The sequence below is a fragment of the Phenylobacterium zucineum HLK1 genome (assembly GCF_000017265.1).
In the GTDB taxonomy this organism is placed as follows: Bacteria; Pseudomonadota; Alphaproteobacteria; order Caulobacterales; family Caulobacteraceae; genus Phenylobacterium; species Phenylobacterium zucineum.
Window position 1 is genome coordinate 377,922 of record NC_011144.1, and the last position, 23,949, is coordinate 401,870.

27 protein-coding genes are annotated in these 23,949 nt (G+C 71.6%); 8 read left to right on the top strand and 19 right to left on the bottom strand.

Annotated features, from left to right (window positions below; genetic code table 11):
* Window positions 1-10 precede the first annotated feature (10 nt).
* Complete coding sequence (locus tag PHZ_RS21425) at window positions 11-811, top strand: class I SAM-dependent methyltransferase (protein ID WP_049758102.1); 801 nt, start codon at window positions 11-13, stop codon at window positions 809-811.
* Here the strand turns inward: PHZ_RS21425 and PHZ_RS21430 are convergent, their stop codons facing one another.
* From PHZ_RS21430 to PHZ_RS02055, 3 genes are read right to left on the bottom strand one after another with little or no spacing between them, the layout of a single operon-like run.
* Window positions 812-1,336, bottom strand: a complete 525-nt coding sequence (locus PHZ_RS21430) for a TonB-dependent receptor (RefSeq protein ID WP_049758103.1) — start codon at window positions 1,334-1,336, stop codon at window positions 812-814.
* Window positions 1,333-3,246, bottom strand: coding sequence for a TonB-dependent receptor (locus PHZ_RS02050; protein WP_148216764.1), 1,914 nt, complete (start codon window positions 3,244-3,246; stop codon window positions 1,333-1,335). The genes PHZ_RS21430 and PHZ_RS02050 overlap by 4 nt, the downstream gene beginning before the upstream one ends.
* Before the next feature lie 59 nt (window positions 3,247-3,305).
* Entirely contained in the window at window positions 3,306-3,626 is a 321-nt protein-coding gene (locus PHZ_RS02055) for a hypothetical protein (protein ID WP_012520938.1), read from the bottom strand.
* A 110-nt stretch (window positions 3,627-3,736) separates the two neighbouring features.
* On the opposite strand from PHZ_RS02055, the gene fmt reads away from it, so the two are divergent.
* The 3 genes from fmt to PHZ_RS02070 are packed head-to-tail and all read left to right on the top strand — an operon-like array spanning window position 3,737 to window position 5,825.
* A complete protein-coding gene (fmt, locus tag PHZ_RS02060) occupies window positions 3,737-4,663 on the top strand; it encodes a methionyl-tRNA formyltransferase (protein ID WP_012520939.1) in 927 nt (308 codons plus the stop codon).
* Window positions 4,663-5,400, top strand: a complete 738-nt coding sequence (gene truA / locus PHZ_RS02065; RefSeq protein WP_041373007.1) for a tRNA pseudouridine(38-40) synthase TruA — start codon at window positions 4,663-4,665, stop codon at window positions 5,398-5,400. Before fmt ends, truA begins: the two co-directional genes overlap by 1 nt.
* 35 nt (window positions 5,401-5,435) lie before the next feature.
* Complete coding sequence (locus PHZ_RS02070) at window positions 5,436-5,825, top strand: hypothetical protein (RefSeq protein ID WP_041373009.1); 390 nt, start codon at window positions 5,436-5,438, stop codon at window positions 5,823-5,825.
* Here the strand turns inward: PHZ_RS02070 and dapE are convergent.
* Window positions 5,813-6,955, bottom strand: a complete 1,143-nt coding sequence (gene dapE / locus PHZ_RS02075; RefSeq protein WP_012520941.1) for a succinyl-diaminopimelate desuccinylase — start codon at window positions 6,953-6,955, stop codon at window positions 5,813-5,815. The two genes, PHZ_RS02070 and dapE, sit on opposite strands and share 13 nt — an antisense overlap.
* A gap of 44 nt (window positions 6,956-6,999) precedes the next feature.
* Here dapE and PHZ_RS02080 point away from each other — a divergent pair, with 44 nt between their 5' ends.
* Genes PHZ_RS02080 through gloA form a run of 3 tightly spaced genes read left to right on the top strand, consistent with a single transcriptional unit; the run spans window position 7,000 to window position 8,496 of the window.
* Window positions 7,000-7,458, top strand: coding sequence for a cupin domain-containing protein (locus PHZ_RS02080; RefSeq protein ID WP_012520942.1), 459 nt, complete (start codon window positions 7,000-7,002; stop codon window positions 7,456-7,458).
* A 4-nt stretch (window positions 7,459-7,462) separates the two neighbouring features.
* Window positions 7,463-7,939 (top strand): cupin domain-containing protein, encoded by a 477-nt coding sequence (locus PHZ_RS02085; RefSeq protein WP_012520943.1) that lies wholly within the window; start codon window positions 7,463-7,465, stop codon window positions 7,937-7,939.
* Between the two features lie 35 nt (window positions 7,940-7,974).
* Window positions 7,975-8,496, top strand: coding sequence for a lactoylglutathione lyase (gene gloA / locus PHZ_RS02090; RefSeq protein WP_041373012.1), 522 nt, complete (start codon window positions 7,975-7,977; stop codon window positions 8,494-8,496).
* Between the two features lie 9 nt (window positions 8,497-8,505).
* Here the strand turns inward: gloA and PHZ_RS02095 are convergent, their stop codons facing one another.
* From PHZ_RS02095 to argB, 4 genes are read right to left on the bottom strand one after another with little or no spacing between them, the layout of a single operon-like run.
* The gene (locus PHZ_RS02095; protein WP_041373014.1) at window positions 8,506-9,435 is read right to left on the bottom strand and encodes a DUF481 domain-containing protein; all 930 of its coding nucleotides are present in this window, start codon (window positions 9,433-9,435) and stop codon (window positions 8,506-8,508) included.
* The gene (gene dapD / locus PHZ_RS02100) at window positions 9,435-10,253 is read right to left on the bottom strand and encodes a 2,3,4,5-tetrahydropyridine-2,6-dicarboxylate N-succinyltransferase (RefSeq protein WP_012520946.1); all 819 of its coding nucleotides are present in this window, start codon (window positions 10,251-10,253) and stop codon (window positions 9,435-9,437) included. Before dapD ends, PHZ_RS02095 begins: the two co-directional genes overlap by 1 nt.
* The gene (locus PHZ_RS02105; RefSeq protein WP_012520947.1) at window positions 10,253-10,915 is read right to left on the bottom strand and encodes a pyrimidine 5'-nucleotidase; all 663 of its coding nucleotides are present in this window, start codon (window positions 10,913-10,915) and stop codon (window positions 10,253-10,255) included. The genes dapD and PHZ_RS02105 overlap by 1 nt, the downstream gene beginning before the upstream one ends.
* Entirely contained in the window at window positions 10,912-11,841 is a 930-nt protein-coding gene (gene argB, locus PHZ_RS02110) for an acetylglutamate kinase (protein WP_012520948.1), read from the bottom strand. Before argB ends, PHZ_RS02105 begins: the two co-directional genes overlap by 4 nt.
* A 112-nt stretch (window positions 11,842-11,953) precedes the next feature.
* Here argB and PHZ_RS02115 point away from each other — a divergent pair, with 112 nt between their 5' ends.
* Window positions 11,954-13,225 (top strand): Xaa-Pro dipeptidase, encoded by a 1,272-nt coding sequence (locus PHZ_RS02115; RefSeq protein WP_012520949.1) that lies wholly within the window; start codon window positions 11,954-11,956, stop codon window positions 13,223-13,225.
* A 73-nt stretch (window positions 13,226-13,298) separates the two neighbouring features.
* Here the strand turns inward: PHZ_RS02115 and PHZ_RS02120 are convergent, their stop codons facing one another.
* The 11 genes from PHZ_RS02120 to PHZ_RS02170 form a co-directional block, all read right to left on the bottom strand.
* Entirely contained in the window at window positions 13,299-14,441 is a 1,143-nt protein-coding gene (locus tag PHZ_RS02120) for an acyl-CoA dehydrogenase family protein (RefSeq protein ID WP_012520950.1), read from the bottom strand.
* Window positions 14,442-14,504: 63 nt separating this feature from the next.
* Window positions 14,505-15,146, bottom strand: a complete 642-nt coding sequence (gene yihA / locus PHZ_RS02125) for a ribosome biogenesis GTP-binding protein YihA/YsxC (protein ID WP_012520951.1) — start codon at window positions 15,144-15,146, stop codon at window positions 14,505-14,507.
* 2 nt (window positions 15,147-15,148) lie between these two features.
* Window positions 15,149-16,945: a membrane protein insertase YidC gene (yidC, locus tag PHZ_RS02130; RefSeq protein ID WP_012520952.1), complete on the bottom strand. Its 1,797-nt coding sequence runs from the start codon at window positions 16,943-16,945 to the stop codon at window positions 15,149-15,151.
* A gap of 32 nt (window positions 16,946-16,977) precedes the next feature.
* Window positions 16,978-17,352 carry a ribonuclease P protein component gene (gene rnpA / locus PHZ_RS02135; RefSeq protein ID WP_083770791.1) on the bottom strand — a complete coding sequence of 125 codons (375 nt, stop codon included), beginning with the start codon at window positions 17,350-17,352 and terminating at the stop codon, window positions 16,978-16,980.
* 148 nt (window positions 17,353-17,500) lie between these two features.
* Window positions 17,501-17,635 carry a 50S ribosomal protein L34 gene (gene rpmH, locus PHZ_RS02140; protein ID WP_012520954.1) on the bottom strand — a complete coding sequence of 45 codons (135 nt, stop codon included), beginning with the start codon at window positions 17,633-17,635 and terminating at the stop codon, window positions 17,501-17,503.
* Between the two features lie 137 nt (window positions 17,636-17,772).
* A complete protein-coding gene (gene map, locus PHZ_RS02145; protein WP_012520955.1) occupies window positions 17,773-18,522 on the bottom strand; it encodes a type I methionyl aminopeptidase in 750 nt (249 codons plus the stop codon).
* Between the two features lie 18 nt (window positions 18,523-18,540).
* Window positions 18,541-19,521: an NADPH:quinone oxidoreductase family protein gene (locus PHZ_RS02150; RefSeq protein ID WP_012520956.1), complete on the bottom strand. Its 981-nt coding sequence runs from the start codon at window positions 19,519-19,521 to the stop codon at window positions 18,541-18,543.
* On the bottom strand, window positions 19,521-20,567 hold the full coding sequence (locus PHZ_RS02155) for an alpha/beta hydrolase (protein ID WP_012520957.1): 1,047 nt from the start codon (window positions 20,565-20,567) through the stop codon (window positions 19,521-19,523). Before PHZ_RS02155 ends, PHZ_RS02150 begins: the two co-directional genes overlap by 1 nt.
* 3 nt (window positions 20,568-20,570) lie before the next feature.
* Complete coding sequence (locus PHZ_RS02160) at window positions 20,571-21,191, bottom strand: TetR/AcrR family transcriptional regulator (protein WP_041373016.1); 621 nt, start codon at window positions 21,189-21,191, stop codon at window positions 20,571-20,573.
* Window positions 21,192-21,282: 91 nt separating this feature from the next.
* Complete coding sequence (locus PHZ_RS02165; RefSeq protein WP_012520959.1) at window positions 21,283-22,107, bottom strand: DUF72 domain-containing protein; 825 nt, start codon at window positions 22,105-22,107, stop codon at window positions 21,283-21,285.
* Window positions 22,108-22,258: 151 nt separating this feature from the next.
* Complete coding sequence (locus tag PHZ_RS02170) at window positions 22,259-23,914, bottom strand: M28 family metallopeptidase (RefSeq protein WP_012520960.1); 1,656 nt, start codon at window positions 23,912-23,914, stop codon at window positions 22,259-22,261.
* Between the last annotated feature and the right edge of the window lie 35 nt (window positions 23,915-23,949).

Genomic DNA, 23,949 nt, shown 5'->3' on the forward strand with positions numbered 1-23,949 from the left:
AAGCCGCTTCGTGGCCAAGCATCCGCTCATCCGTTTCGTCCGCCGGGGCCTCGAGGTCACCGGCCTGATCGCGCCCATCTACCGGGCGAAGGAACGCAAGCTCGTCGAACAGCCCGAGGAGGCGGTGGACGACGGCCGTCCGATGCCGCCGGCCGAGCTGCGCGTCGCCGTGGCGGGGACCGCGGGCCAGCGCTGGTTCTCCGAGCGCGGCCAGGCCGACGCCGCCGACGTCCTGCGGCTCGCCGCGAAGCACGGCCTTCCGGCCCCGGCGCTGCGGATGCTGGACCTGGGCTGCGGCTGCGGCCGGATCGCCCGCTGGCTGGCGCCGCAGATCGAGGCGGCCGGGGGGGAGTTCCACGGCAGCGACCTCAACCCGAAGCTCGTGGCGTGGTGCCGCGCGAACCTGCCCGGCCGCTATGGGACCAACGGCCTGAAGCCGCCCCTGCCGCACGCCGACGGGGCGCTGGACCTCGTCTACGCCTATTCCGTGCTGACCCACCTGCGCGAGCCGGTCGCCGAGGCCTGGCTGGCCGAGGCCGCGCGCGTGCTGCGCCCCGGCGGCCTGGCCCTGCTCACCTTCCACGACGAGGACTACGCCGCGGTCTGGGGCCCCGAGGCGGTGAAGGCGCGCGGGCCCCGCGACGACTGGTTCGTGCTGAACGACGCCATGCAGGGCTCGAACTACATGTCGAGCTGGACCAGCCGGGCGCACGTCTCGCGCATGGCCGGGCCCTGGTTCGAGGTCGCCGAGATCATCCCGGGCGGCCGGGAGACGCCCGTCCAGGCGATGGCGGTGCTGCGGCGGCGCTGATCAGGACCCCGGCGTCGGGGCCGTCGGGGTCTGCACGGGACGGACCGGCCTTGGCGGCAGGAACAGCTTGCGGAAGCTGATGCTCACCGTGCGGCCGACGGGGTCGATCAGGTCCGGCTGGTAGCTGAGCGGGGTGAGGCCCGCCTCGTCGCGGACGGCGATCCGCTCGTCGAACAGGTTCTTCACCTCCAGGCTGACGCGGGCGCCGCGCATCCAGGTGTGCTCGCGGGCCATGGGCTGCAGGCCGAGGTCGGCGAACAGCCGCAGGTCCACGGTGGTGAGGTCCGAGAAGCGCAGGCTCTCGCCCGAGGGGCCGCCGTCGACCCGCGAGCCCTCGCGCCAGCGGGCGTTCAGCCGCGCGCCGAGGCCGTTCTTCGAGACCCCCGCCTGGACGTCCACCTGATGGCGCGAGGCGCCGCCGCTCTGGCTGAGCGCCGCGCCGTCCAGCAGGTCGAGCACCGGCACGCCGGGTCGGATCAGCACCTCGTCCTCGATGCGCCAGGTGTGGAACACGGCGAAGGTCATGTTCCCGCCCGAAAAGCGGCCGCGGCCGCCGCGGAAGCCGCCCGGCGGTCCGCCGCCTGAAGGCCCGGCGCCCTCGGCCCGGCGCCCTCGGCCCGGCGCTGCGTTCCCGGCGCGCCGGCGGGGGTGCGGGTGTTCTGCAGCGGCCGGCTGTAATGGAAGCCCCAGCGCAGCTGCTCCTCGTCGTGGCGGTCGAAGTTCACCGGCCGCACGTCCACCTGCACCAGCCGGCCCGTGGCGTCGCGCACGAAGCGATCCTGGAACGCGGCCTCGATCTGCGGCGTCGGCGCCGGGAAGCTCGCGATCTCGTCGCGGGTGCGGGTGCGGGTGTAGTCGGCGCGGATCGTGAAGTCTGTCTCGTCGAACGGCTTCAGGGTCAGGCCCAGCTTCACGACCCGGCGGTTGTCGGCCAGGAGGCCCCGATTGCCGCCCGAGAGCTGCAGAACCTCGACCGTCTCGCCGCGGGTGAAGTCGAACACCCGCACGCCCGGCGTGGCGGTCTCGGGATCGCCGAGCTGCTGGACGCTGGGCGCGCCTTCCTCCTCGGTGACCGAGGCGATCAGGCGCACGGCCTCGACCGGCGACCAGGTGACACCGCCGCCGAGGGTCGTGAGCGTGCCGAAGTCCGACAGGCGGTCCACGGCGGCGTTGAAGTTCACCGACAGGTCGCCGACGCCCTCGAATCCCCCCCGGCGGCGGCTGGCCAGCGGGACGTCGAGGTTCGCCTGGGCCCGGGCGATGTGGCGGCTGAGGTCCGAATCGCGCCGGACCCCGAAGCGGTCGGATTCGCTCTCCAGCCGGCGGGTGTCGCCGCCGACGGTGAAGGCGGCGTTCACCGGCCCGGCCGGCAGGGTCAGCAGCGTGCCGTTGGCCAGGGCCTCCAGGTCGGCGGAGGTGACGGTGGAGCGGGCGCTGTTGGCCGGACGCCAGGCGCCGGTCGCCGGATCGACCGCGACCTCGGTCAGGGTGCGCGAGCGGCTGACGTCGGCGTTGCCGGTGACCGACCAGCGCCAGCCGGACCAGGCGCCGTTCACCGCCCCGCCGAGGTGCGCGGCGCTGGTGTCGGAAAGCCGGCCCAGGGCGTCGCGCTCGGCGCCGCCGGAGAGGCCCAGCAGGGCGTTGGATTCGTTCCACTCCAGGCTGCCGTTCAGCGTGCCGGACATGCCCTCGCCGAAGGGGCGGGCGTAGACGCCGTTCAGCGAAAGGCCCTGGGTCTGCGGCGACAGCGTGCGGAACGGCCCCTCGTCGGGCGTGCGGACGATGTCCCGCTCGGACTCCAGGAGGCGGGTGGCGTAGGTCGCCTCGAACTCGAACTGCTGGCGCGCGTCGTCCTGGATGCGCAGGGCGTCGAGGTCGAGCTCGTAGGCCGACCGCCCGCCGGCCGTGGGCGCGACGACCTCGCCCTCGACCGTGACCGCCCGGAAGCGGCGGCGCAGGACGAGGTTCACGACCCGCTGGTCGGCCCGGTAGCCGTACCGCAGCGCCACCTCCTCGGGGAGGATCTCCATGCGGACGATCGCCTCGGGCGGCAGGTCGCGGATCTCGCGGAAGCTGGAGATGCGCATGCCGTTGACGAGCATGACGGGCCGGCCGCCGGCCCGGCCGCGGCCGCTGGCGAGCTGCGGCTCGAGCGCCGCCAGCAGCTCCTCGACCGAACTGACGCCGAGCGCGCGGATCTCGCGCTGGTCGAGGGTGATCTCGGGGACCGCGTCGCCCACCACCGATCCGCGCGGGACGAGGCCGCGCGTGGCGGTGACGACCAGCTCCTCGACCTCGTAGCCCTCGTCGTCGAGCACGGGCGTCTCGGCCGCCTGATCCCCTTGGGTCTGGGCGAAGGCGGCCGGCGCGAGCGCCAGGCACACGGCGGAGGTTGCGAACAGGCCCGCCCACCGGGCGCCTTGGCTTCGGATCACGCTCATACTCCCTGGCCGTACGGACCGGCGACAAACGCCTTGAACGCGGCCGGGATCAGCTACCGTCGCTCGTTTTCCGAAGTATGTCGGTCGTCCGCCACATTTTCGGCCTCGGATTCGACCTTGGCCGCGCCTTCGCGGGCGCCCTCGGCCGCGCCGCGGGCGGTTTCCTTGATCACCTGGCCGGCGTCGCCCGCGGCCTCCTTGATCTCGGACCCCACCTCCTTCAGCTCGGGGCTGTCGACCGCATCGCGCGCCTCGGCGGCGATCTTCTCGGCGGCGGCCTCCACGTCGTTCCCGGCGTCGGCCCGCTCCTCGCGGGTGCAGCCGGCGACCGCGACGGCGAGGCCGAGGACGGACGCGGCGATGAGCTTGTTCATGGCGGGGCTCCTGTCTTCCTCAAGAGTGGCGTCGGGCTGGCGCTGGGGCAGCAACGGCCACGCTTGCGGCGAAGTTCCCTTGAGGCCCCGGGGCCGCTAAACCGCCGCCCATGCGTCTCGCCTTCCTCGGCACCCCCGACTTCGCCGTCCAGGCCCTCGCCGAAATCGTGGAGGCCGGCCACGAGGTGGCCTGCGTCTATTCCCAACCGCCCGCCCCGCGCGGGCGCGGCCACGAGCTGAGGCCCTCGCCGGTCCACGCCTATGCCGAGAGCCGTGGCATCCCGGTGCGCACGCCGGCCTCCATGCGCGATCCCGCCGAGATCGAGGCCTTCCGCGCGCTCGGCCTGGACGCGGCCGTGGTGGTCGCCTTCGGCCAGATCCTGCCGCGCGAGGTGCTGGAGGCGCCGCGTCTGGGTTCGTTCAACGTCCACGCCTCGCTGCTGCCGAGGTGGCGGGGGGCCGCGCCGATCCAGCGGGCGATCATGGCCGGCGACGCCGTCACCGGGGTCCAGGTGATGCGGATGACCGAGGGGCTGGACGAGGGGCCGGTGCTCTCCACCGCGACGGTGCGGATCGACGCCCTGGAAACCGCCGCCACCCTGCACGATCGGCTGGCCGCCGCCGGCGCCGGCCTGATCGTCGAGACCCTGGCCCAGATCGCGGCCGGGCGGGCGGTCGAGACGCCCCAGGCCGAGGCGGGCGTCACCTACGCCAAGAAGATCCGCCCGAAGGAGGCGCGGATCGACTGGACGCGCCCGGGTCCCGAGGTGGACCGCAAGATCCGCGGGCTCTCGCCCTTCCCGGGCGCCTGGTTCGAGTTGCCGACCGAGAAGGGCCCGGTGCGGGTGAAGGCGCTCTTGTCGGCGTTCGAGGACGCCGAGGGGCCGGCGGGCGAGACGCTGGACGACCGGCTGCTGGTGGGGACCGGGCACGGCGCGGTGCGCCTGCTGCGCGTGCAGCGCGAGGGGCGCGGGCCGCAGGACGCCGAGGCCTTCCTGCGCGGGACCGCCGTCCCCGCGGGCGTGAAGCTGTCCTGATGCCCCGCTACCGCCTCCTGATCGAATACGACGGCCGGCCGTTCAACGGCTTCCAGGCGCAGGACGGGCTGCCCACGATCCAGGGCGCCATCGAGCGGGCGGTGAAGGCGTTCTGCGGCGAGGACCTGCGCCTGCAGGCGGCGGGGCGGACCGACACCGGGGTGCACGCCCGGGGCCAGGTGGTGCACGTGGACCTCGCCAAGGACTGGCCGGCCGAGACCGTCCGCAACGCGCTGAACGCCCACCTCGTCCCCCAGCCGATCGCGGTGCTGGAGGCGAGCGTCGCGCCCGAGGGGTGGCACGCCCGCTTCTCGGCCAAGGAGCGGCGCTATCTCTACCGCATCCTCAACCGCATGGCGCCGCCGGCCCTGGACCAGGGGCGCGTGTGGCACGTGAAGAAGCCGTTGGACGCCGAGGCCATGCACGAGGCCGCCCAGGCGCTGGTGGGCCACCACGACTTCACCACCTTCCGCGACCTCGGCTGCCAGGCGAAGTCGCCGATGAAGACGCTGGACCTGGCCAGCGTGCGCCGCGAGGGCGACGAGGTGCTGCTGGAGTTCGCCTCGCGCTCGTTCCTGCACCGGCAGGTGCGCTCGATGACCGGAACCCTGGCCGAGGTCGGCGTCGGCCGCTGGACCAGGGCCGACCTCGTCGCGGCCCTGGAGGCCCGCGACCGCCGCGCCTGCGGGCCCGTGGCGCCGGCCGAGGGGCTCTATTTGACAGGGGTGGCCTACTGACCGAGGGTCGCGCCCGCGCCGCCCGGAGGACCGCCTTGACCCGTACGCTCGTCCTCGCCGCGCTCTGCGCCCTGGCTGCGGCGCCCGCCGTCGCGGCGGACTGCCTTCCGCTGGGACGCACGGCGACCCTGACCGGCCAGGTCTACGCCTTCGAAGCCTTCGACGAAGCCGACGGCGACACCGCCGCCCGCGCCCGGGAGGTGGACTACCACGCCCTCGTCCTGCCCGCGCGGACGTGCATCGGCGGGGACCCGCACGTCTCCATCGTGCGCCTGGAGGGCGACGCCGGGATCCTGGCGGGCCAGGTGCAGCAGAAGGTGAGCGCCACCGGCGTCGTCTCGCGCAGCGCCGACCCGGACGCCGACCCGCCGTTCGTGATGCGGCTGGAGCGCCTGGCGCCCGCCGCGGCCCCTCAGGCGAAGTAGCGGGCGATGATGGCGGCGTAGACGGCCTGCAGGCGGCGGATCTCGTCCACCGGCGCGCGCTCGTCCACCTGGTGCATGGTGCGGCCGACGAGGCCCACCTCGACGACGGGGCACAGCGCCCGGATGAAGCGGGCGTCGGACGTCCCGCCCGAGGTGGAGAGCTCGGGCTCGGCGCCGGTGACGTCCTTGACGGCCGCCGCCACCAGCTCGGTGAACGGGCCGCGCTCGGTCAGGAACGCCTCGCCGCTGATCTGGGGCGTGACGGTGACCTTGCCCTTGAAGCCGTCGGCCGCCTTCCGCGCCTCGGCCGCGATCCAGTCGGCCAGCGCCTGGCCGGTGTGGTTCGGATTGAAGCGGATGTTGAGCCGCGCCTTCGCCGTGCCGGGGATCACGTTCGTCGCCGTGTTCGGCACGTCGATCATGGTCACTTCCAGGTTCGAGGGCTGGAACTCGGGGTAACCCTCGTCCAGCGCCCGATCCTGCAGGGCCGCCAGCAGGCGAACCAGCACCGGGACCGGGTTGGCCGCCCGGTGCGGATAGGCCACGTGCCCCTGGATTCCCTCGACAAGGATCTCGGCGTTGATCGAGCCGCGCCGGCCCACCTTGACCATGTCGCCGAACGACTCGGCCGAGGTCGGCTCGCCCACCACGCAGTGGTCGATGGCCTCGCCCTCGGCCAGCAGCGCCTCGACGACCTTCTTGGTGCCGTGGGTGGCCACGCCCTCCTCGTCGCCGGTGATCAGGAACGAGACCGAGCCCGTCACCCGGCCGGCGGCGATCGCCTCGGCGGCGGCCGCGGCGAAGGCGGCGATGGCGCTCTTCATGTCGACGGCGCCGCGGCCGATCAGGACCCCGTCCACCACGTCGGCGGCGAAGGCGTCCTTGGACCAGGCGGCCGCGTCGCCCACCGGCACCACGTCGGTGTGACCGGCGAAGCAGAGGTTCGGCCGGGCGGTCCCGTAGCGGGCGTAGAGATTCTCGATCTCGCCGAACCGCATCCGGCGGCAGGCGAAGCCCAGCCCTGCGAGGGTGCGTTCGACCACGTCCATGGCTCCCTCGTCGGCGGGCGTGACGGAGGGCTTGCGGATCAGCTCGCGGGAAAGCTCGACGGCGTCTATGGCGGCGCTCATGCCGCCGCATTACCTGCCATTGGGACGCGAGGCGAGGGGGGACCATGCCGAGGATCGACATCGAGACGCTGGAGACGCGCTCGGGCTGCAGCTATCCGCACCCGTTCAAGGAGGTCTGCCTGGGGGCGACATGGCGCAAGCTGGGGGACGCGGCGGGTCTGACCGACTTCGGCGTCAACCTCGTGCGCCTGCCGCCCGGCAAGTGGGCCAGCCAGCGCCATTGGCACACCCACGAGGACGAGTTCGTCTGGGTGCTGGAGGGCGAGGTGGTGCTGGTCGAGGACGGCGGCGAGACCGTGCTGCGGGCCGGCGACTGCGCGGCATGGAAGGCGGGCGTTCCCGACGGCCACCATCTGCAGAACCGCAGCGGCGCGGACGCGGTCTATCTGGAGGTCGGCTCGCGCCGCCCCGACACCGACGCCTGCGACTATCCCGACATCGACATGGTGGCGGGCCCCGACGGCTATCGGCATCGCGACGGCCGGCCCTATCCGGAGGACTGAGTCCATGCCCAGGATCGACATCGAGGCCGCCCCGACCCGGTTCGGCACGGCCTATCCGCCGCCTCACGACACGCCGTGCCGCGAGCGCCGCCGCTGGAAGCTGGGGGACGCGGCGGGCCTGACCCAGTTCGGCGTGAACCTGATGCGCCTGCCGCCCGGCGCCTGGACCAGCCAGCGCCACTGGCATACGGCCGAGGACGAATTCGTCTGGGTGGTCGAGGGCGAGGTGGTGCTGGTGGACGATTCCGGCGCGCACGTGCTGCGGGCCGGCGACTGCGCGGGCTTTCCCGCCGGCGCGCCGAACGGCCATCACATCCAGAACCGCTCGGACCGCGAGGCGGTGCTGCTGGAGGTCGGCTCGCGCCGGCCGGCCGAGGACCATTGCGACTATCCCGACCTCGACATGATCGTCGGGCCCGACAACGTCTACCGCCATCGGGACGGGACGCCGTACGAGACGGACGCGGGGCGAAAGCGTTAGGAGCCCGACCTCTTCCGCCACCCGAAGGACGACAGATGACCCCCGATCCGCGCGATCCGGCCACGGCCGGCTTCACCCTCAACCAGACCATGCTGCGCGTCCGCGACCCCGAGGCCTCGGTGGCCTTCTACCGCGACGTGCTGGGGATGACCCTGCTGCAGAAGCTGGACTTCCCGCCGATGAAGTTCTCGCTCTACTTCATGGCCTATCTGGCGGACGGCGAGATGATCCCGGACGATCCGGCCGAGCGGGCGCGGTTCATCTTCAGCCGCGAGACGACGCTGGAGCTGACCCACAACTGGGGGACCGAGAGCGATCCGGACTTCGCCGGCTATCACAGCGGCAACGACGCGCCGCGCGGCTTCGGGCACCTGGGGATCAGCGTGCCGGACGTGGACGCGGCCTGCGCCCGCTTCGAGACCCTGGGCGTGCCGTTCCGCAAGCGGCCGAACGACGGGGCGATGAAGGGCATCGCCTTCATCACCGACCCGGACGGCTATTGGATCGAGATCCTGTCGCCCAACTCGATGACCGGCGTGGTGCGCGCGGGAGCGTAGGCAGCCCCCTCAGAACGTGTACAGGATCGAGGCGCGGGTCGTGGTGTCGAGGTCGGAGCGGGCGACCCGGGCGTCGCGCTCGTACTGCATGTTGTAGGAGAGCCGGCCCTTCAGGGGGCCGAACAGCAGGGTCTCGAGGGCCGTGATCGACTTGGCGCTGGTCTGCTGCTCGTCGGCGTAGACGGCCGCCTCCTGGGAGAGGGTGACGCGCTCGGTGGGCAGCCAGCGGATGTTGAGGCTGGCGCGGCCGGCGGCGGCCCTCTCCTCGCCGAACTCGCGGGTCTCGGTCAGGCGCAGGGCGGGGCCAAGGTCGACGGCGATCTTCAGCTCTTCGGAACGGGCGAGCTGGACGCCCAGGCCCGCGCCCACCGTGTAGCGTCGCTCCACGCCCAGGAACCGGTCGTGCTCGTACTGGGCGAGGCCGAAGGCGTAGCGCTGGGGCGAGAGCCGCGCCCGGGGTTCGTAGGCCAGGCTGAGGCGCTGGGTGCTCGCCCGGCCGTCGGTCTCCTGGTAGTCGCCGCGCCAGGTCAGCCGCTGGGACCACCCGGGGGCGAGGCGCGAGACGTCGATCACGCCGTAGCCGCCCACCGTCTCGGTGCGCCCCTGGGCGATCGCTCCGCCCAGCTCGATCGAGCCCTTCCAGACGGCTTCGTCGAGGGAGGCGGCGGCCGGCGCGGCCGCCGCGGCGACCTCGAGCGCAGGTTCGGGTTCAGGCCCGGCGGGTCCGGCGGCCAGATCGGCCGCGAGGGCGTCGATCTCGTCCAGGCTGTCCGGATTGGCCTGCCGGGCGACCGACAGCACCGTGGCGAGCACCGCCGGGTCCTCCCGTGCGGCGGCGCTGGCGATCATCGCCCGCACCGGGTCCGGCAGGGGCGCGGCGTCGGCGGCGGGGGCGGCGAGGACGAGGAGGCTGGCGGCGACGGCGGCGGTGCGGCGCATCAGTCCCGGAGCAGCTCGTTGATCGAGGTCTTGGAGCGGGTGCGCTCGTCCACCCGCTTCATGATCACCGCGCAGTAGGTCGAAGGCAGCGACGGGTCGGTGGGGTTGGGCCGCGAGCCCGAGACCACCACGGAATAGGGCGGCACCTCGCCGGTGAAGGTCTCACCCGTGCGGCGGTCGACGATCGGGGTGGTGGAGGTGATGAACACGCCCATCGAGAGCACGCTGCCCTCGCGGACGATCACGCCCTCGGCCACCTCGGCCCGGGCGCCGATGAAGCAGTTGTCCTCGATGATGGTGGGGTTGGCCTGCAGCGGCTCCAGCACGCCGCCGAGCCCCGCGCCGCCCGAGATGTGGCAGTTCTTCCCGACCTGGGCGCACGAGCCGACGGTGGCCCAGGTGTCCACCATGGTCCCTTCGCCGACGTAGGCGCCGACGTTCACGAAGGACGGCATCAGCACCACGCCCTTCGAGATGAAGGCGCTCTTGCGGACGATGGCGCCGGGCACGGCGCGGAAGCCGGCCTGCTCGAAGCGCGCGGCGTCCCAGCCGTCGAACTTCAGCGGGACCTTGTCCCAGTAGGGACCGGGCTCCATCACCACGTTGGGGTTGAGGCGGAAGGACAGCAGGATCGCCTGCTTCACCCACTGATGGGTGGTCCAGGCGCCGTCCGCGCCGCGCTCGGCCACCCGCAGGCGGCCGGAATCGAGCTGTTCCAGGACTTCGCGCACCGCGTCGGCGACGGCGCCGGTGGTGGCGGCGGAAATCCCGTCGCGGGCCTCCCAGGCCTGTTCGATCGTGCTCTTCAGGTCGGACATCAGGCGGCCCCCTTCACGTGCGCGCCCATCAGGAAGGGCGCGAGCCTGTCGGTCTTGTGGTGGACGAACGGCGCCTCGCAGGCGGGCGCGTGCGGGCCGACCAGCACGGTGGTCATGCCCAGGCCCGCGGCGGGCTCCAGGTTGCGCTGGGAATCCTCGAAGAAGGCGGTCCCGGCCGGGTCCACGTCGTGGGCCGCGCTCATCCGGGCGAAGGCCTCGGGGCTGGGCTTGGGCTCGTAGCCGGCCCGGCCGATGTGGAAGACGTCCTCGAACAGGTCGGCCAGGCCCAGGCGCTTCAGCACCCGCTCGGCGTGGACGTCGTCGGCGTTGGTGAAGATCAGCCGCCGGCCCGGCAGCCGCTCCAGGGCGCGCAGCATCTGCGGATCGTGGGCCAGCATCTCGAGCGAGATGTCGTGGAAGATCGCGTGGAACTCCAGCGGGTCGACGCCGTGGTTCAGCATCATGCCCTTCAGGGTCAGCCCGTGCTCGGCGAGATAGGCCTTCTGCAGCGCGAAGGCCTCGTCGTGCGGCAGGCCGGTGACCTTCTGCACGAAGCCGGTCATCCGCCGGACCACCTCGTCCATGAAGCCGGAGTCGGCCGGGTAGAGGGTGTTGTCCAGGTCGAACAGCCAGGTGTCGACATGGGTGAGGTCGGCGCTCACCGGCAGATCAGGGTCCCCGCCCCGTGCTCGGTGAACAGCTCGACCAGCATGGCGTGGGGGCGGCGGCCGTCCAGGATGACCACGGCCTCGACGCCCGCCTCGACCGCGGCGATTGCGGTCTCGAGCTTGGGGATCATGCCGCCGGTGGCGACGCCGTCCGCGATGGCCGCCCGGGCCTCGTCCACGGTGAGCTGGCGCATCAGCTCGCCGTCCTTGTCGAGCACCCCGGCGACGTCGGTGAGCAGCAGCATGCGCTTGGCGCCCAGCGCCCCGGCCAGGGCGCCGGCCACGGTGTCGGCGTTGACGTTGTAGGTCTCGCCCGTCGCCGAGACGCCGATCGGCGCCACGACCGGGATGTAGTCGTCCTCGGCGTGGATCAGGGCCTTGAGCAGGGTGGTGTCCACATGCTTCGGCTCGCCCACGTAGCCCAGGTCGACCACCTTCTCGATCTGGGAGCCGGGGTCCTTCTTGGTGCGGGCGACCTTCTCGACGGTGAGCAGGCGGGCGTCCTTGCCCGACAGGCCCACGCCGCGCACCTCGGCCTCGGCGCCGGCCTGGGTGATCCAGTTGGCGATTTCCTTGTTGATGGCGCCCGACAGCACCATCTCGGCGACCTCCATGGTGGCCGCGTCGGTGACCCGCAGGCCGTCCACGAAGGTGGACTTCACCCCCGCCCGCTCCAGCATGGCCGAGATCTGCGGGCCGCCGCCGTGGACGACCACGGGATGCAGGCCCAGCATCTTCAGCAGGACGACGTCGGCGGCGAACAGCTTGGCCACCTGTTCCTCGCCCATGGCGTGGCCGCCGTATTTGATGACCACGGTCTCGCGGTCGTAGATCTGGATGTAGGGCAGGGCCTCGGCCAGCGTCTTGGCGGTCGCCCAGCCCTGACCTTCGTTGGCTTGGCCCTCAGTGGTCTCGCTCACCCGTCCGCCGCTCCGCCTGGAAATCGTGCGGGTCCCGATAGCGGACGCGGGTTCCCCTGTCACGCAGCCCGGGGCGTGCTAAGCGGGAAACGGACCTGAAACGGGGGATCGCATGCGCAAGGGATTCGGAATGGCGGCGCTGGCCGCCGCGGCCATGCTGGCGGGCGGCGCCAGCGCGGGGACGGTGGCGGTGACGGCGGACCGGCTGCTCGACCCGGCCAGCGGCCGCTATGTCGAACGCCCCATGATCGTCATCGTGGACGGCAAGGTGGCCCAGGTCGGCAAGGCGGGCGACGCGGTCCCGGCCGGCGCCGAGCGGGTGGACCTGCCGGGGGTGACCCTGCTGCCCGGCCTGATCGACATGCACGTCCACCTGACAAGCGTGGCCAGCATCGGCGGCTACAACTACCTGCAGTACTCCGACGCCTTCTGGCCGGTGGTGGCGACGAAGCACGCCAGGGACACCCTGGAGGCCGGCTTCACGACGGTGCGGAACGTGGGCTCGGAGTTCTATTCCGACGTCGGCCTGCGCGAGGCGATCGACGAGGGCTATGTGCCGGGCCCGCGCATCGTCAGCGCCGCCTATGCGATCAGCGCCACGGGCGGCCACTGCGACTCCACCTTCTTCCCGCCGTCGATGGACGAGAAGAGCCCCTACCTGGCCGACAGCGTCGAGCAGGGGCGCGAGGCCGTGCGGCGGCTGAAGAAGTACGGCGCCCAGGTCATCAAGGTGTGCGCCACGGGCGGGGTCTTCTCGCGCGGCGCCTCGGTGGGCGCCCAGCAGCTGGCGGTGGAGGAGCTGAAGGCCATCGCCGACGAGGCGCACATGGCCGGCATGAAGGTCGCCGCGCACGCCCACGGCGCCGACGGCATCAAGGCCGCGATCCGGGCCGGCATCGACACCATCGAGCACGTCAGCCTGGTGGACGACGAGGGCATCCGCCTCGCCAAGGAGCGCGGGACCTGGTTCGGCATGGACATCTACAACACCGACTACACCCAGGCCGAAGGCAAGAAGAACGGCGTGCTGGAGGCGAACCTGGCCAAGGATCGCGAGGTGGCCGAGATCCAGCGCGAGAACTTCCGCAAGAGCCTGAAGGCCGGGGTCCGCCACGTCTATGCGACGGACGCAGGGATCTATCCGCACGGCCAGAACGCCCGCCAGTTCGCGGTGATGGTGCGCTATGGGGCCACGCCCCTGCAGGCCATCCAGGCCGCCACGGTCAACGCCGCTGAGGCGCTGGGCCGGAACGACGTGGGCCTGGTGGCGCCCGGCCGCTTCGGCGACCTCGTGGGCGTGAAGGGCGACCCGCTGGCCGACGTGCGGGTGCTGGAGGCGCCGGTGTTCGTGATGAAGGGCGGCGAGGTGGTGAAGCGCCAGTAGCCTCGCAGGTCGTCATCCCGGGTGCGCTGACGCGAACGGCGGGATGACGCGCCAGGGGAGGCAGCCAGGGCCGCTAGATCGTCCGCGCCACCACTTCCTTCATGATCTCGGACGTGCCGCCGTAGATCCGCTGGACGCGGGCGTCGCGCCACAGGCGGGCGATGGGATACTCGTTCATGTAGCCCGCGCCGCCGTGCAGCTGGAGGGCGGCGTCGCACACCTCCCACTGCAGCTCGGTGTGGAACAGCTTGGCCGCCGAGGCCTCGGCCGCGGTCAGCTTGCCCTCCAGATGGCGGGCGATGCACCAGTCCAGGTGCGCCCAGCCGGCCTGCAGCTTGGCCTTCAGCCCGGCCATGGTGAAGCGGGTGTTCTGGAATTCGAACACCGCCTGGCCGAAGGCGCGGCGCTCCTTGGTGAACTTCGCGGCCTCGTCGAAGGCGCGCTGGGCGCCCGCCTGTCCCGAGACGGCGATGCCGAGGCGCTCCTGCGGCAGCTGGCTCATCAGGTAGACGAAGCCCTTGCCTTCCTCGCCCAGGCAGTTGGCCAGGGGCACGCGCACGTCCTCGAAGAACAGCTCGGAGGTGTCCGCCGAGTTCTGGCCGATCTTGTCGAGGTTGCGGCCGCGCTTGAAGCCCTCGCGGGTCGCCTCGACCAGGATCAGCGAGATGCCCTTCGACCCGGCGTTGGGGTCGGTCTTGGCGACCACGATGATCAGGTCGGCGTTCTGGCCGTTGGTGATGTAGGTCTTGGACCCGTTCACCACATAGTGGTCGCCGTCCTTCCTGGCCGTGGTGCGCACGCCCTGCAGGTCGGAGCCGGTGCCGGGCTCGGTCATGGCGATGGCGGTGATCGCCTCGCCCGAGACCATCTTGGGCAGCCACTGCCGCTTCTGCTCTTCCGAGCCGTAGTTGACGAGGTAGTCGGCGACGATGTCCGACTGCAGGGTGATGCCGGCCGACGAGCCCGCGTAGGACAGCTCCTCGTCGATCACGGCGTTGTAGCGGAAGTCGAGGCCGAGGCCGCCGTACTCGGCGGGCACGGTGGGGCACAGCAGGCCCGCCTCGCCGCAGGCCAGCCAGAAGGCGCGGTCGACGAGGCCTTCCTCCTCCCACCGGTCGAGGTTGGGCGTCAGCGCCCGCTCGAAGAATTTCCGGACCTGGTCGCGGAAGACGTTCAGGTCCTCGTCGTAGACGGTGCGGGTGTCGGTCTGCAGCATCGCGGTCTCCGGGCGTTTCCGTCCCGAGTTAGCGGGCTGACGCCGCGTCGGGGAAGAGGGCCGTTACGCGAAACAGGCCGCGAGGATCTCGGCGCGCAGCTCGGGAATGCCCGTCCCCTTCTCGGACGAGGTGGCCAGCACCCGCGGGAAGGCGGCGGGGCGCTTGGAGACCTTCTGCAGCGTCTCGGCGACCACCTTCTCCACCTCGGCGGCCCGCAGCTTGTCGGCCTTGGTGAGTACGATCTGGTACGAGACGGCGGCCACGTCGAGGGCGTCCAGGGCCTCCTTGTCGACGTCCTTCAGGCCGTGGCGGGCGTCGATCAGCAGGTAGACGCGCTTCAGGTTCGGCCGGCCGCGCAGGTAGTCGCGGCCGAGGTTCTGGAACTTCCTGGCCACCGACTTGGAGGCCCGGGCCCAGCCGTAGCCCGGCAGGTCGACCAGCCGCAGCTTCTCGTCGGCGACGAAGAAGTTCACCTCGCGGGTGCGGCCCGGCTCGTTGGAGGCGCGCGCCAGGTCCTTGCGGCCGGTGACGGCGTTGATCAGCGAGCTCTTGCCGACGTTCGAGCGGCCGGCGAAGGCCACCTCGGGCAGGTCGGGGTCGGGCAGGCCCGAGATCGCGACTGCCCCCATCAGGAAGCGCACCGGGTGCGCGAACAGGACGCGCGCGGCCTCCAGCTCTTCGGCGTCGAAGACCGCGTCCGTCATGCTCAACCCGCCGGCTTCGGCTTGCCGGTGAGCTTCCGGATGATCTGGTCGATCGGGTTGTCCACCTTGAAGCGGCGCATGATCACGTACTGCTGCAGCAGGGTCAGCACGTTGGACCAGGTCCAGTAGATCAGCAGGCCCACGGCGAAGGGCGCCATGATGAAGGTGAAGATGATCGGCATGAGCTGGAAGATCTTCTGCTGGATCGGATCGCCGGCGGGCGGGCTCATGGCCATCGTCAGCCACATGGTGAAGCCGTAGAGGATCGGCAGCACGCCCAGGTGCAGCGGCCCGTTCAGGAACGCGCCGATCAGCGGGGCCGAGGCCGGATCCCACGGGATCAGGCCGAACAGGTTCCAGATGGTCGTCGGATCGCGCGCCGACAGGTCCTGGATCCAGCCCATGAAGGGGGCGTGCCGCATCTCGATGGTGACGGTCAGCACCTTGTAGAGGGCGTAGAAGACCGGGATCTGCAGCAGCAGCGGCAGGCAGCCGGCGAGCGGGTTTACCTTCTCGCGCTGGTAGAGGGCGAGCAGCTCCTGCTGCTGCTTGGCCGGATCGTCCTTATATTTCTTGCGCAGCTCCTCCATCTGGGGCTGCACCTTCTTCATCTTGGTGATCGACTCGTACTGCTTGTTGGCGAGCGGGAAGAAGATCAGCCGCACGACGACGGTCAGCGCCAGGATGGCGAGGCCGAAGGTGCCGATGTAGCGGTGGATGAACTCCAGGAACTGGAAGATCGGCCGGGTCAGGAACCAGAAGTTGCCCCAGTCCACGGCGTTGTCGAAGTGGGCGACGCCCAGCGACTGCTCGTAGTCGCGCAGGATCGGCACCTGCTTGGCGCCGGCGAAGAAGCGGGTGGTCTCCGAGACCTGGCGGCCGGCGGGGATGGTGACCGGCGCGCCGACGAAGTTGGCGTCCAGCACGTCGACGCCCGGCGCCTGGGTGCGGCGGAACTGGCCGGTGACGGCCTCCTGCTGGCCGGGGATCAGGGCGGCGAGCCAGTACTTGTCGGTGATGCCGAGCCAGCCGCCGGTCGAATTGTAGGCCGGGCCGCCGCCTTCCTTGCGCCACTTGCCGTACTTCACCTGCCGCAGCTTGCCGTCGAGCCAGCCGATGGCGCCCTCGTGGACGATCTGGTTCTTGCCGAGGTCGGCGGGGACGCCCTGGCGCTGGACGGTGCCGTAGGGGGCGATGGTGACCGGCTGGCCCGTCGTGTTGGCGACGGTGTCGGTGATCGTGAACAGGTAGCGGTCGTCGACCTCGATGCGACGGGTGAAGGTCAGGCCCTGGCCGTTGGCGTAGGTGAGGACCACGGGCTGGCCGGGAGCCAGGGTGGAGCCCTGGGCCAGGGTCCAGACGGCGCCCGAGTCGGGCAGGCCCGGGACGTTCGCGCCGACCCAGCCGACCTCGGCGAACCAGGGATACTGGGCGCCCTCGGGGCGCAGCAGCTCCACCGGCGGGGAGTCCTTCTCCACCGTCTGGCGGAAACGGTCGAGATAGAGGTCGTCGATGCGGGCGCCGCGCAGCGACAGCGAGCCGGTCAGCATCGGGGTGTCGATCTTCACCCGCGGCGTCGCGGCGACGGCGGCCTGGCGGGTCATGGCCTGCGGGACCTGGGGCGCGGCGGGCGCGCCCGCCTGTCCGGCCTGGGCGGCGGCGGCCGGCGGCGCCTGGCGCGCGAGCTCGGCCTGGCGGCGCTTGTCGGCCGGCCCGATCACGAAGACCTGGTACAGAACCAGCAGGAGGGCCGCGCACACGAAGAAGATGATCGTGTTGCGGGTGTTGTCGTCACGCATTCGGGGGACGGTATCCGTAGAGGGGGCGGGCCCTAGCCTTCGGGGGCCTCACGGTCGGCGGCGAGCCTTATCAGCGCGCTTTTCACATCGTCAAGCAAACGGGCCCAGGGCCGGGTGGTCACACCGCCGCGGGCGATGAAGACATAGTCGACGCCGGGACGGGCGTGTTCGGGCAGCAGCAGGCGCGCGGCCTCGCGCATCCGGCGCTTGGCGCGGTTGCGCTGGACGGCGCCGCCGATGCGCTTGGTGGCGGTGAATCCGGCCCGGACGAGGGGCGCGCCGTCGCCGCGGGGCCGAGCCTGGACCACCACCGCCCCCTTGGCGCAGGACGGCGCCTTGGCGCAGGCCAGGAAGTCGGCGCGCTTCTTCAGGCGTTCGATGGGCAGGTCGGGCATCGCGGCGCCCATCCTTAAGCGTCGTGGCCGGGCTTGTCCCGGCCATCCGGACGCGCGAATGCAGCGGAATTGCGCGAGGCGCAGCCGCTGCGGGTCACTGGCGAATTCGGTGTGCAGGGACGGCCGGGACGGGCCCGGCCGTAAAGTGGCCGTGTCGCGCTTAGGCGCTCAGGCGCTTGCGGCCCTTGGCGCGGCGGCGCGCGAGGATCTTCTGACCGTTCTTCGTGGACATGCGAAGACGGAAGCCGTGACGGCGCTTGCGCACGAGACGCGAGGGCTGAAAGGTCCGCTTCACTGGTTAGCTCCGGGTCGAAAATCGAGGCGCGGTGGATAGTGGAACGGGGAGGGCCTGTCAACCGCGCCCCGTTCGATCGCTCGGCTCAATCGGCCAAATTGACCGGCTAAGTCAATGGGCGAAGTCGGTCGGCCAAGTCACTCAGCGAGCGTGACCACCACCGGCCCGCGGCGGGTGGCGACCAGGGTGTGCTCGTACTGGACCGTCGGCTGGCCGCCGGGCGGGCGCAGGGTCCAGCCGTCGCCGGCCTCTTCGACCCAGTCCGCCCCGAGGGACAGGAAGGGCTCGATGGTGAAGACCAGGCCCTCGGTGATCGTCCGGCGGTCGGACGGCTCCCACCAGGTGGCGATCTCGGTCGGCTCCTCGTGCAGGCTCCTGCCCACGCCGTGGCTCGCGAGGTTGCGCACGAGGCTGTAGCCGTTGCGGTCGGCGAAGGCCTCGATCGACTTGCCGATGGCGTTCAGCGGCCCGCCGGGGCGGACGGCGCGGATGCCGGCCCACATGGCGCGGCGCCCGTCGCGGCACAGGCGCTCCACCTTCGGCGCCGTCGGCGGCACGGCGAAGCTGGCCCCGGTGTCGGCGAAGAAGCCGTCCAGCTCGGCCGAGACGTCGATGTTGATCAGGTCGCCCGCCTCGACCTTGCGGTCGTCCGGGACGCCGTGGGCCACGTCGGGGCCGATCGAGATGCAGGTGGCGCCAGGGAAGGCGTAGGTCAGCTCGGGCGCCGAGCGGGCGCCGGCGTCCTCCAGCATCTTGCGGCCCAGGCGGTCCAGCTCGCGGGTGGTGATCCCGGGCTCCAGCGCCTCGCCCATGGCCTTCAGCGTGCGCGCCACGAGGCGGCCGGCCGCCTTCAGCTTCTCGAGGTCGTCTTCGCTGCCGATGGTCATGGTCTGGAGGTCCGGAAACTAGAGGTCTGGGCGGATGATCGTCTTGCCGACGACGGTGCGGTTCGCCAGCGTCTCGAACGCGGCGCGCCAGTCGTCCAGCGGATATTCGCGGTGCACCCGGGGCCGCACCCTCCCCTCGGCGGCGAGCCGCCAGATGGCCTCGATGTTCTCGCGGCCCTTGTCGGGGAACTGGCGGCCGTACTCGCCGGCCCGGACGCCGTGGACCGAGAAGCCCTTGATCAACGCGATGTTGGCCGGCAGCGTCGGCAGGCGGCCCGAGGTGAAGCCGATGACGAGCAGCCGGCCGCCGAAGGCGATGCAGCGGGTGCTCTCGTCGAACACGTCGCCGCCCACCGGATCGTAGATCACGTCGGCGCCGCGCCCCGCGGTGATCTCCTTCACCCGCTCGCGGAAGCCGCCCGTGACGTTGACCACGGCGTCGGGGGCGTACTCGTCGGCGATCACCTTCAGCTTCTCGTCCGAGGCCGAGGCGGCGATCACGCGGGCGCCCAGGACCTTGGCCAGGTCGACGGCGGCCAGGCCGACGCCCCCCGCCGCGCCGTGGACCAGCACCCATTCGCCCGGCTGGACGTTGGCCGCGCGCACCAGGGCCACATAGGCGGTGAGGTAGGCGACCGGATAGCCCGCCGCCTGGGCGAAGGAGAGATGGCCGGGCTTGGGCCGCAGCTGCGAGGCGTGGACGAGGGCGTACTCGGCGCAGGCGTTGCGCGCCCCGCCGGCCACCGGATCGCCGAGCGCAAAGCCCGTCACGCCCTCGCCCAGGGCGTCGACCTCGCCGGCCAGCTCGAGGCCGGGGGTGAAGGGCAGGGCCGGCTTGTGCTGGTGTTCGCCCCGGGTCTGCATCAGGTCGGGGAAGTTCACCGCCGCGGCCCGCACGCGCACGCGCACCTCGCCGGGACCGGGCTCGGGGACCGGGACCTCCTTGACGACACAGCCCTGGTAGTCCGGCGCGAGCCGCTCGACGACGAGGGCCCGCATCAGGCGAGGCGGCCTTCGTAGGCCTCGCGCACCAGGCCGGCGATCTCGCGGCAGGCGATGTCGGCGGCCGGCACGGCGCCGGTGAAGGCGGTGAAGGCGTGGGCCAGGCTGTCGTAGCAGCGGTAGGCGGTGGGGACGCCCGCATCGCGCAGCCGCTTGGCGTAGGCCTCGCCCTGGTCCACCAGCGGGTCGAAGCCGGCGGTGACCACGACCGCCGGCGCCAGGCCCTTGAGGCTCTTCTCCTTCAGCGGCGACAGGCGCGGGTCGGCCGGATCGTCGCCCGGGCCGAGGTAGTGGCGCATGAACCAGTCCATCATCGGCCGCGAGAGCGGGAAGGCGTCGGCGTAGGTGGTCATGGAGGCCGTCTGCGACGCCACGTCCGTGCAGGGATAGACGAGGAGCTGCAGCACCGGCTGATCCTCGCCCGCCCGCTTCAGCATCTGGCAGGCGGCGGCGGTGAAGTTCCCGCCCATGGAATCGCCGCCCAGGGCCGCCTTGCCCGCGGGGGCGCCGAAGCGGCCGGCGTTGTCCCGGCCCCAGCGGTAGGCGGCCAGCACGTCGTCGAGGCCGGCGGGAAAGCGGTGCTCGGGCGCGAGACGATAGTCCACCGACAGGACCGGCCCGCGGGCGATCTTCGCCAGCAGGGTGCAGAAGGCGTGGGTGGTCTCGATCGTCCCGATCACGCCGCCGCCCATGTGGGCCCAGACCATCAGCGGAGCCTCGGGGTCCTGCCCCTGCGGCCGGTAGGCGCGGGCGGGGATCTCTCCGGCGGCGCCGGGGACGGCGAGGTCCTCCCAGGTCACGCCGGGCTCGGGCGAGCCGGCCACCGCGGCGATGGCCTGGGTCTCGCCCCGGCGGGCTTCCTCGGGCGAGAGGCTCTCCATCGGCGGGGCGCCGCGCGCCTGCGCCGCCAGGAACTGGAGCCGCGGGTCGAGGGTGCGCCCGCCCTTGTAGACGACCCCGCCGCCCGACATCAGCCGCAGCACGGGGGCGGGCAGGGACAGGAGGGTGCGGGCGATCAGGCGCTGGGCCCCGGCCGGCGGCATCTCCTACTTCGCCCCCGGCAGGCCGCGCAGGCCGTTGAGGATCATGGCCACGGCGAAGTCGGTGGCGGCCTGGGTGTCGATGGGGCGGCGCTCGATCATCTTGTCCCCGACGTCGCGGGCGATGGCGATGCAGGCGGCCGCCATGTAGTCGGGGTCGGCCACGGGCCCCCGGCCGGCGGCGATGGCCTCCATCAGGGCGTCCCGCACCTCGGCGAAGACGGCGGCCATCTCGGGGGTCTCGCCGTGGACGTGGGGGTGCGGCTCGCCGGGCGGACGGCGGGCCAGCCAGCTGGTGTGCTCGTCGGCCATGAAGCCGAAGTAGGCGGCGATCGCCTGGCGCACGAAGGTCTCGAAGTCGTCGCTGGAGGCGCGGATCTTCTTCAGGATTGGGCCGAAGCGCCGCGCGCCGTCGTCGGCGAGGGCGGCGAACACCTCCTCCTTCGAGCGGTAGTAGTTGTAGAAGGTGCCGGCGGCCAGGCCGGTGCGGCGGATGATGTCGCGCACCGTGGCGGCCTCGTAGCCCATCTCGCCGAAGACCTCGCGCGCGGCGTCGAGGATCGCCTGGCGGTTCTGGACCTTCGTCTGCTCGCGCTTGCCGACGGGAAGATAGGCGACCTGGGCCATGGAGGGTGTGCAGACTCGTTCTACGAAAATGACGCGCGTCATTCTCGCGGGTAACGCGGGGGCCTGCAAGCGTTCCGTGGCGTGACGGTGGTTACAGGTCCTGCGGCCGGAACTCCGGATCGACCCGGCGGATGAACTCCATGGCCGCGGCCGGGGCGCGGACCTTCCCCTCGTGGATGACGAAGGCGTAGACGTCGCGCGGCTCCTCGGGCGGGCCGGTGCGGTCGATCGGGCGCATGTCGTCCGGGATGCGGCCCTCGGCGTAGGCCCGGAACCGGCCGGCCCACAGGTCGAGATCGGCGGGCGAATAGCCGGTGGGGATGTCGTCCGAGGCCGACAGCAGCCGCAGGTAGACGAAGTCGGCGGTCACGTCAGGGATGAAGGGATAGTTCTCGTTCTCGGAGTTGCAGATCGCCACGTTGTGGTCGCGGCAGAGGGCGACGAACTTCGGGTCGGCGAAGCTTGCGTTGCGGACCTCGACCACGTGGCGGAGCCTGAGGTTGTCCAGGCTCTTCGGCAGCAGCTCGAGCCAGCCGGCGAAGTCGTCGTAGTCGAACTTCTTGGTGGGGGCGAACTGCCACAGGATCGGCCCGAGCCGGTCGCCCAGCAGGGCCAGGCCCTGGTTCAGGAAGATCTCCATCGAGCCCTTGCCGTCGGCGAGGACCTTGCGGTTGGTGCAGAAGCGCGAGGCTTTCACCGAGAACTGGAAGCCCTCGGGCGTGGCCGCGCGCCACTTCTCCCAGCTGTCGGGCTTGAAGCTGGAATAGTAGGTGCCGTTGATCTCGATGACGGTCAGGCGGCGGCTGGCGTAGGCCAGCTCGTCGGCCTGCCGCAGGCCCGCCGGATAGAACACCCCGCGCCAGGGCTCGAACGTCCAGCCGCCGATCCCGCACCGGATCCTGCCTGCCGCCGCCATGGTGGGCCTCCCGCCTTGATCGCGCCTTTAGCTAACGTCGATCCGCGAAGTTCTCAAGATGTTCCAGCTGGGCTGGGCTGGGCTGGGCTGGGCGGCGGCAGGCCGGGATAGAGAAAGGGCGGCGCGTTGCGGCGCCGCCCTCCGGAGGACCTTACTGCCGCTCCGCCTTGGTCTCGTCGCGGGCTGCCTTGAACTCGGCGCCTTCCTTCCACTCGGGCCAGGTGCGGCTGTTCGCGAGCTCGTGGCCGAGCTGGTAGTAGAGGCCGATCTCCTGGACGGCGCCCGACATGTCCCAGTTGGGATCGAACTCGTCGGCCGGCTGGTGGTACTTGTCCTTGGTGTAGGCCTCGGAGGCCGCGCGGCCGGCGGCCTTGCCGCCCTTCTCCAGCGTCTCGCCGGAGCCGAACGAGATCGCCGGCACCCCGCGCTTGGCGAACGGGAAGTGGTCCGAGCGGTAGAAGCTGCCCGCCTGCGGATTGGGATCGGGGCTGAACGTCAGGCCGCCCGCCTTGGCCACCCGGATCATGTCGTCCTGCAGGGTCATGGGCGCATCGCCGGACATGGTCACGTCCTTGAACCGGCCCAGCAGGTTGACGCCGTCCATGTTGATGACCGCGACGGTCTTCGACAGCGGATAGAGCGGGTTGTCGGCGTAGTACTCCGAACCCAGCAGGCCTTTCTCCTCGGCCGTCACCGCCAGGAAGGTGACCGAGCGCTGGGGCTTCGGACCCTTGGCGTAGATGCGGCCGAGCTCCAGCAGCGCGGCCGTGCCCGAGGCGTTGTCGAGCGCGCCGTTGTAGATCTTGTCGCCGCGGGCGTCGGGCAGGCCCACGCCGAGGTGATCCCAGTGGGCGGTGTAGATCACCCGCTCGTCGGGGCGCTCGGCGCCGCGGACCTCGCCCACGACGTTCTTGGAGACGACCTTCTGGGCGTCGATGGCGTAGTCGGTGGAGAAGGTGACGCCCTTCAGCTCCACGGGCCGGAAGTCGCGGGTCTGGGCCTGCTTCTTCAGCGCGTCGAAGTCGAGGCCGGCGGTCTTCATCAGGCTCACCGCCACGTCGCGCTGCACCCAGCCCTCCAGGGGCGCGTGGGCCTCGGCGGGGTTCTTGCGGATGACGTCGAAGATCTCGTTGGTGTTGGAGTTCTTCACGGTCGCCCAGCCGTAGGAGGCCGGGTCGGTCTCGTGGATCACCAGGAAGCCGACGGCGCCCTGGCGGGCGGCCTCCTCGTACTTGTAGGTCCAGCGGCCGTAGTAGGTCATGGCCTTGCCGCCGAAGTCGCCCTCTCCGGCCTCGAAGTCCGGATCGTTGACGAGGACGAGGGCGATCTTGCCCTTCAGGTCATAGCCCTTGAAGTCGTCCCAGTTCTTCTCGGGGGCCTTCACGCCGTAGCCGGCGAAGACCACCGGGACGTCCTTCAGGACCAGCCGGTCGGCGCCGGTCTGGGCGGCGCGGATGGCGACCTGCTCGCCCTGGGTCCACTGCTGGGTCGCACCGCCGGCGGTGACGCTGACCTTCACCGGGCCCTTGGTGGCGAAGCGGGCGAGCGGCACGTCCTGGGTCCAGGCGCGGGTCCCGTCGGCCTTCAGGTCGCCGGCGGGCGAAAGGCCCGCGGCCTTCATCTGCTCGATCAGGTAGGCGACGGTCTTCTCCTCGCCGGCCGAGGCCGGGGCGCGGCCCTCGAACTCGTCGGAGGAGAGCACCTTGATGTCCTGGGTCAGGCGGGCGGCGTCGATGGCGGCCGGAGCCGCGGCGGCGGCCGTCGCGAAGGCGATCGAGGCGGCGGCGCACAGGAGGAGTTTTTTCATTCAGGCACTCGGACTGGCTAAGAGTGGCGCGACCC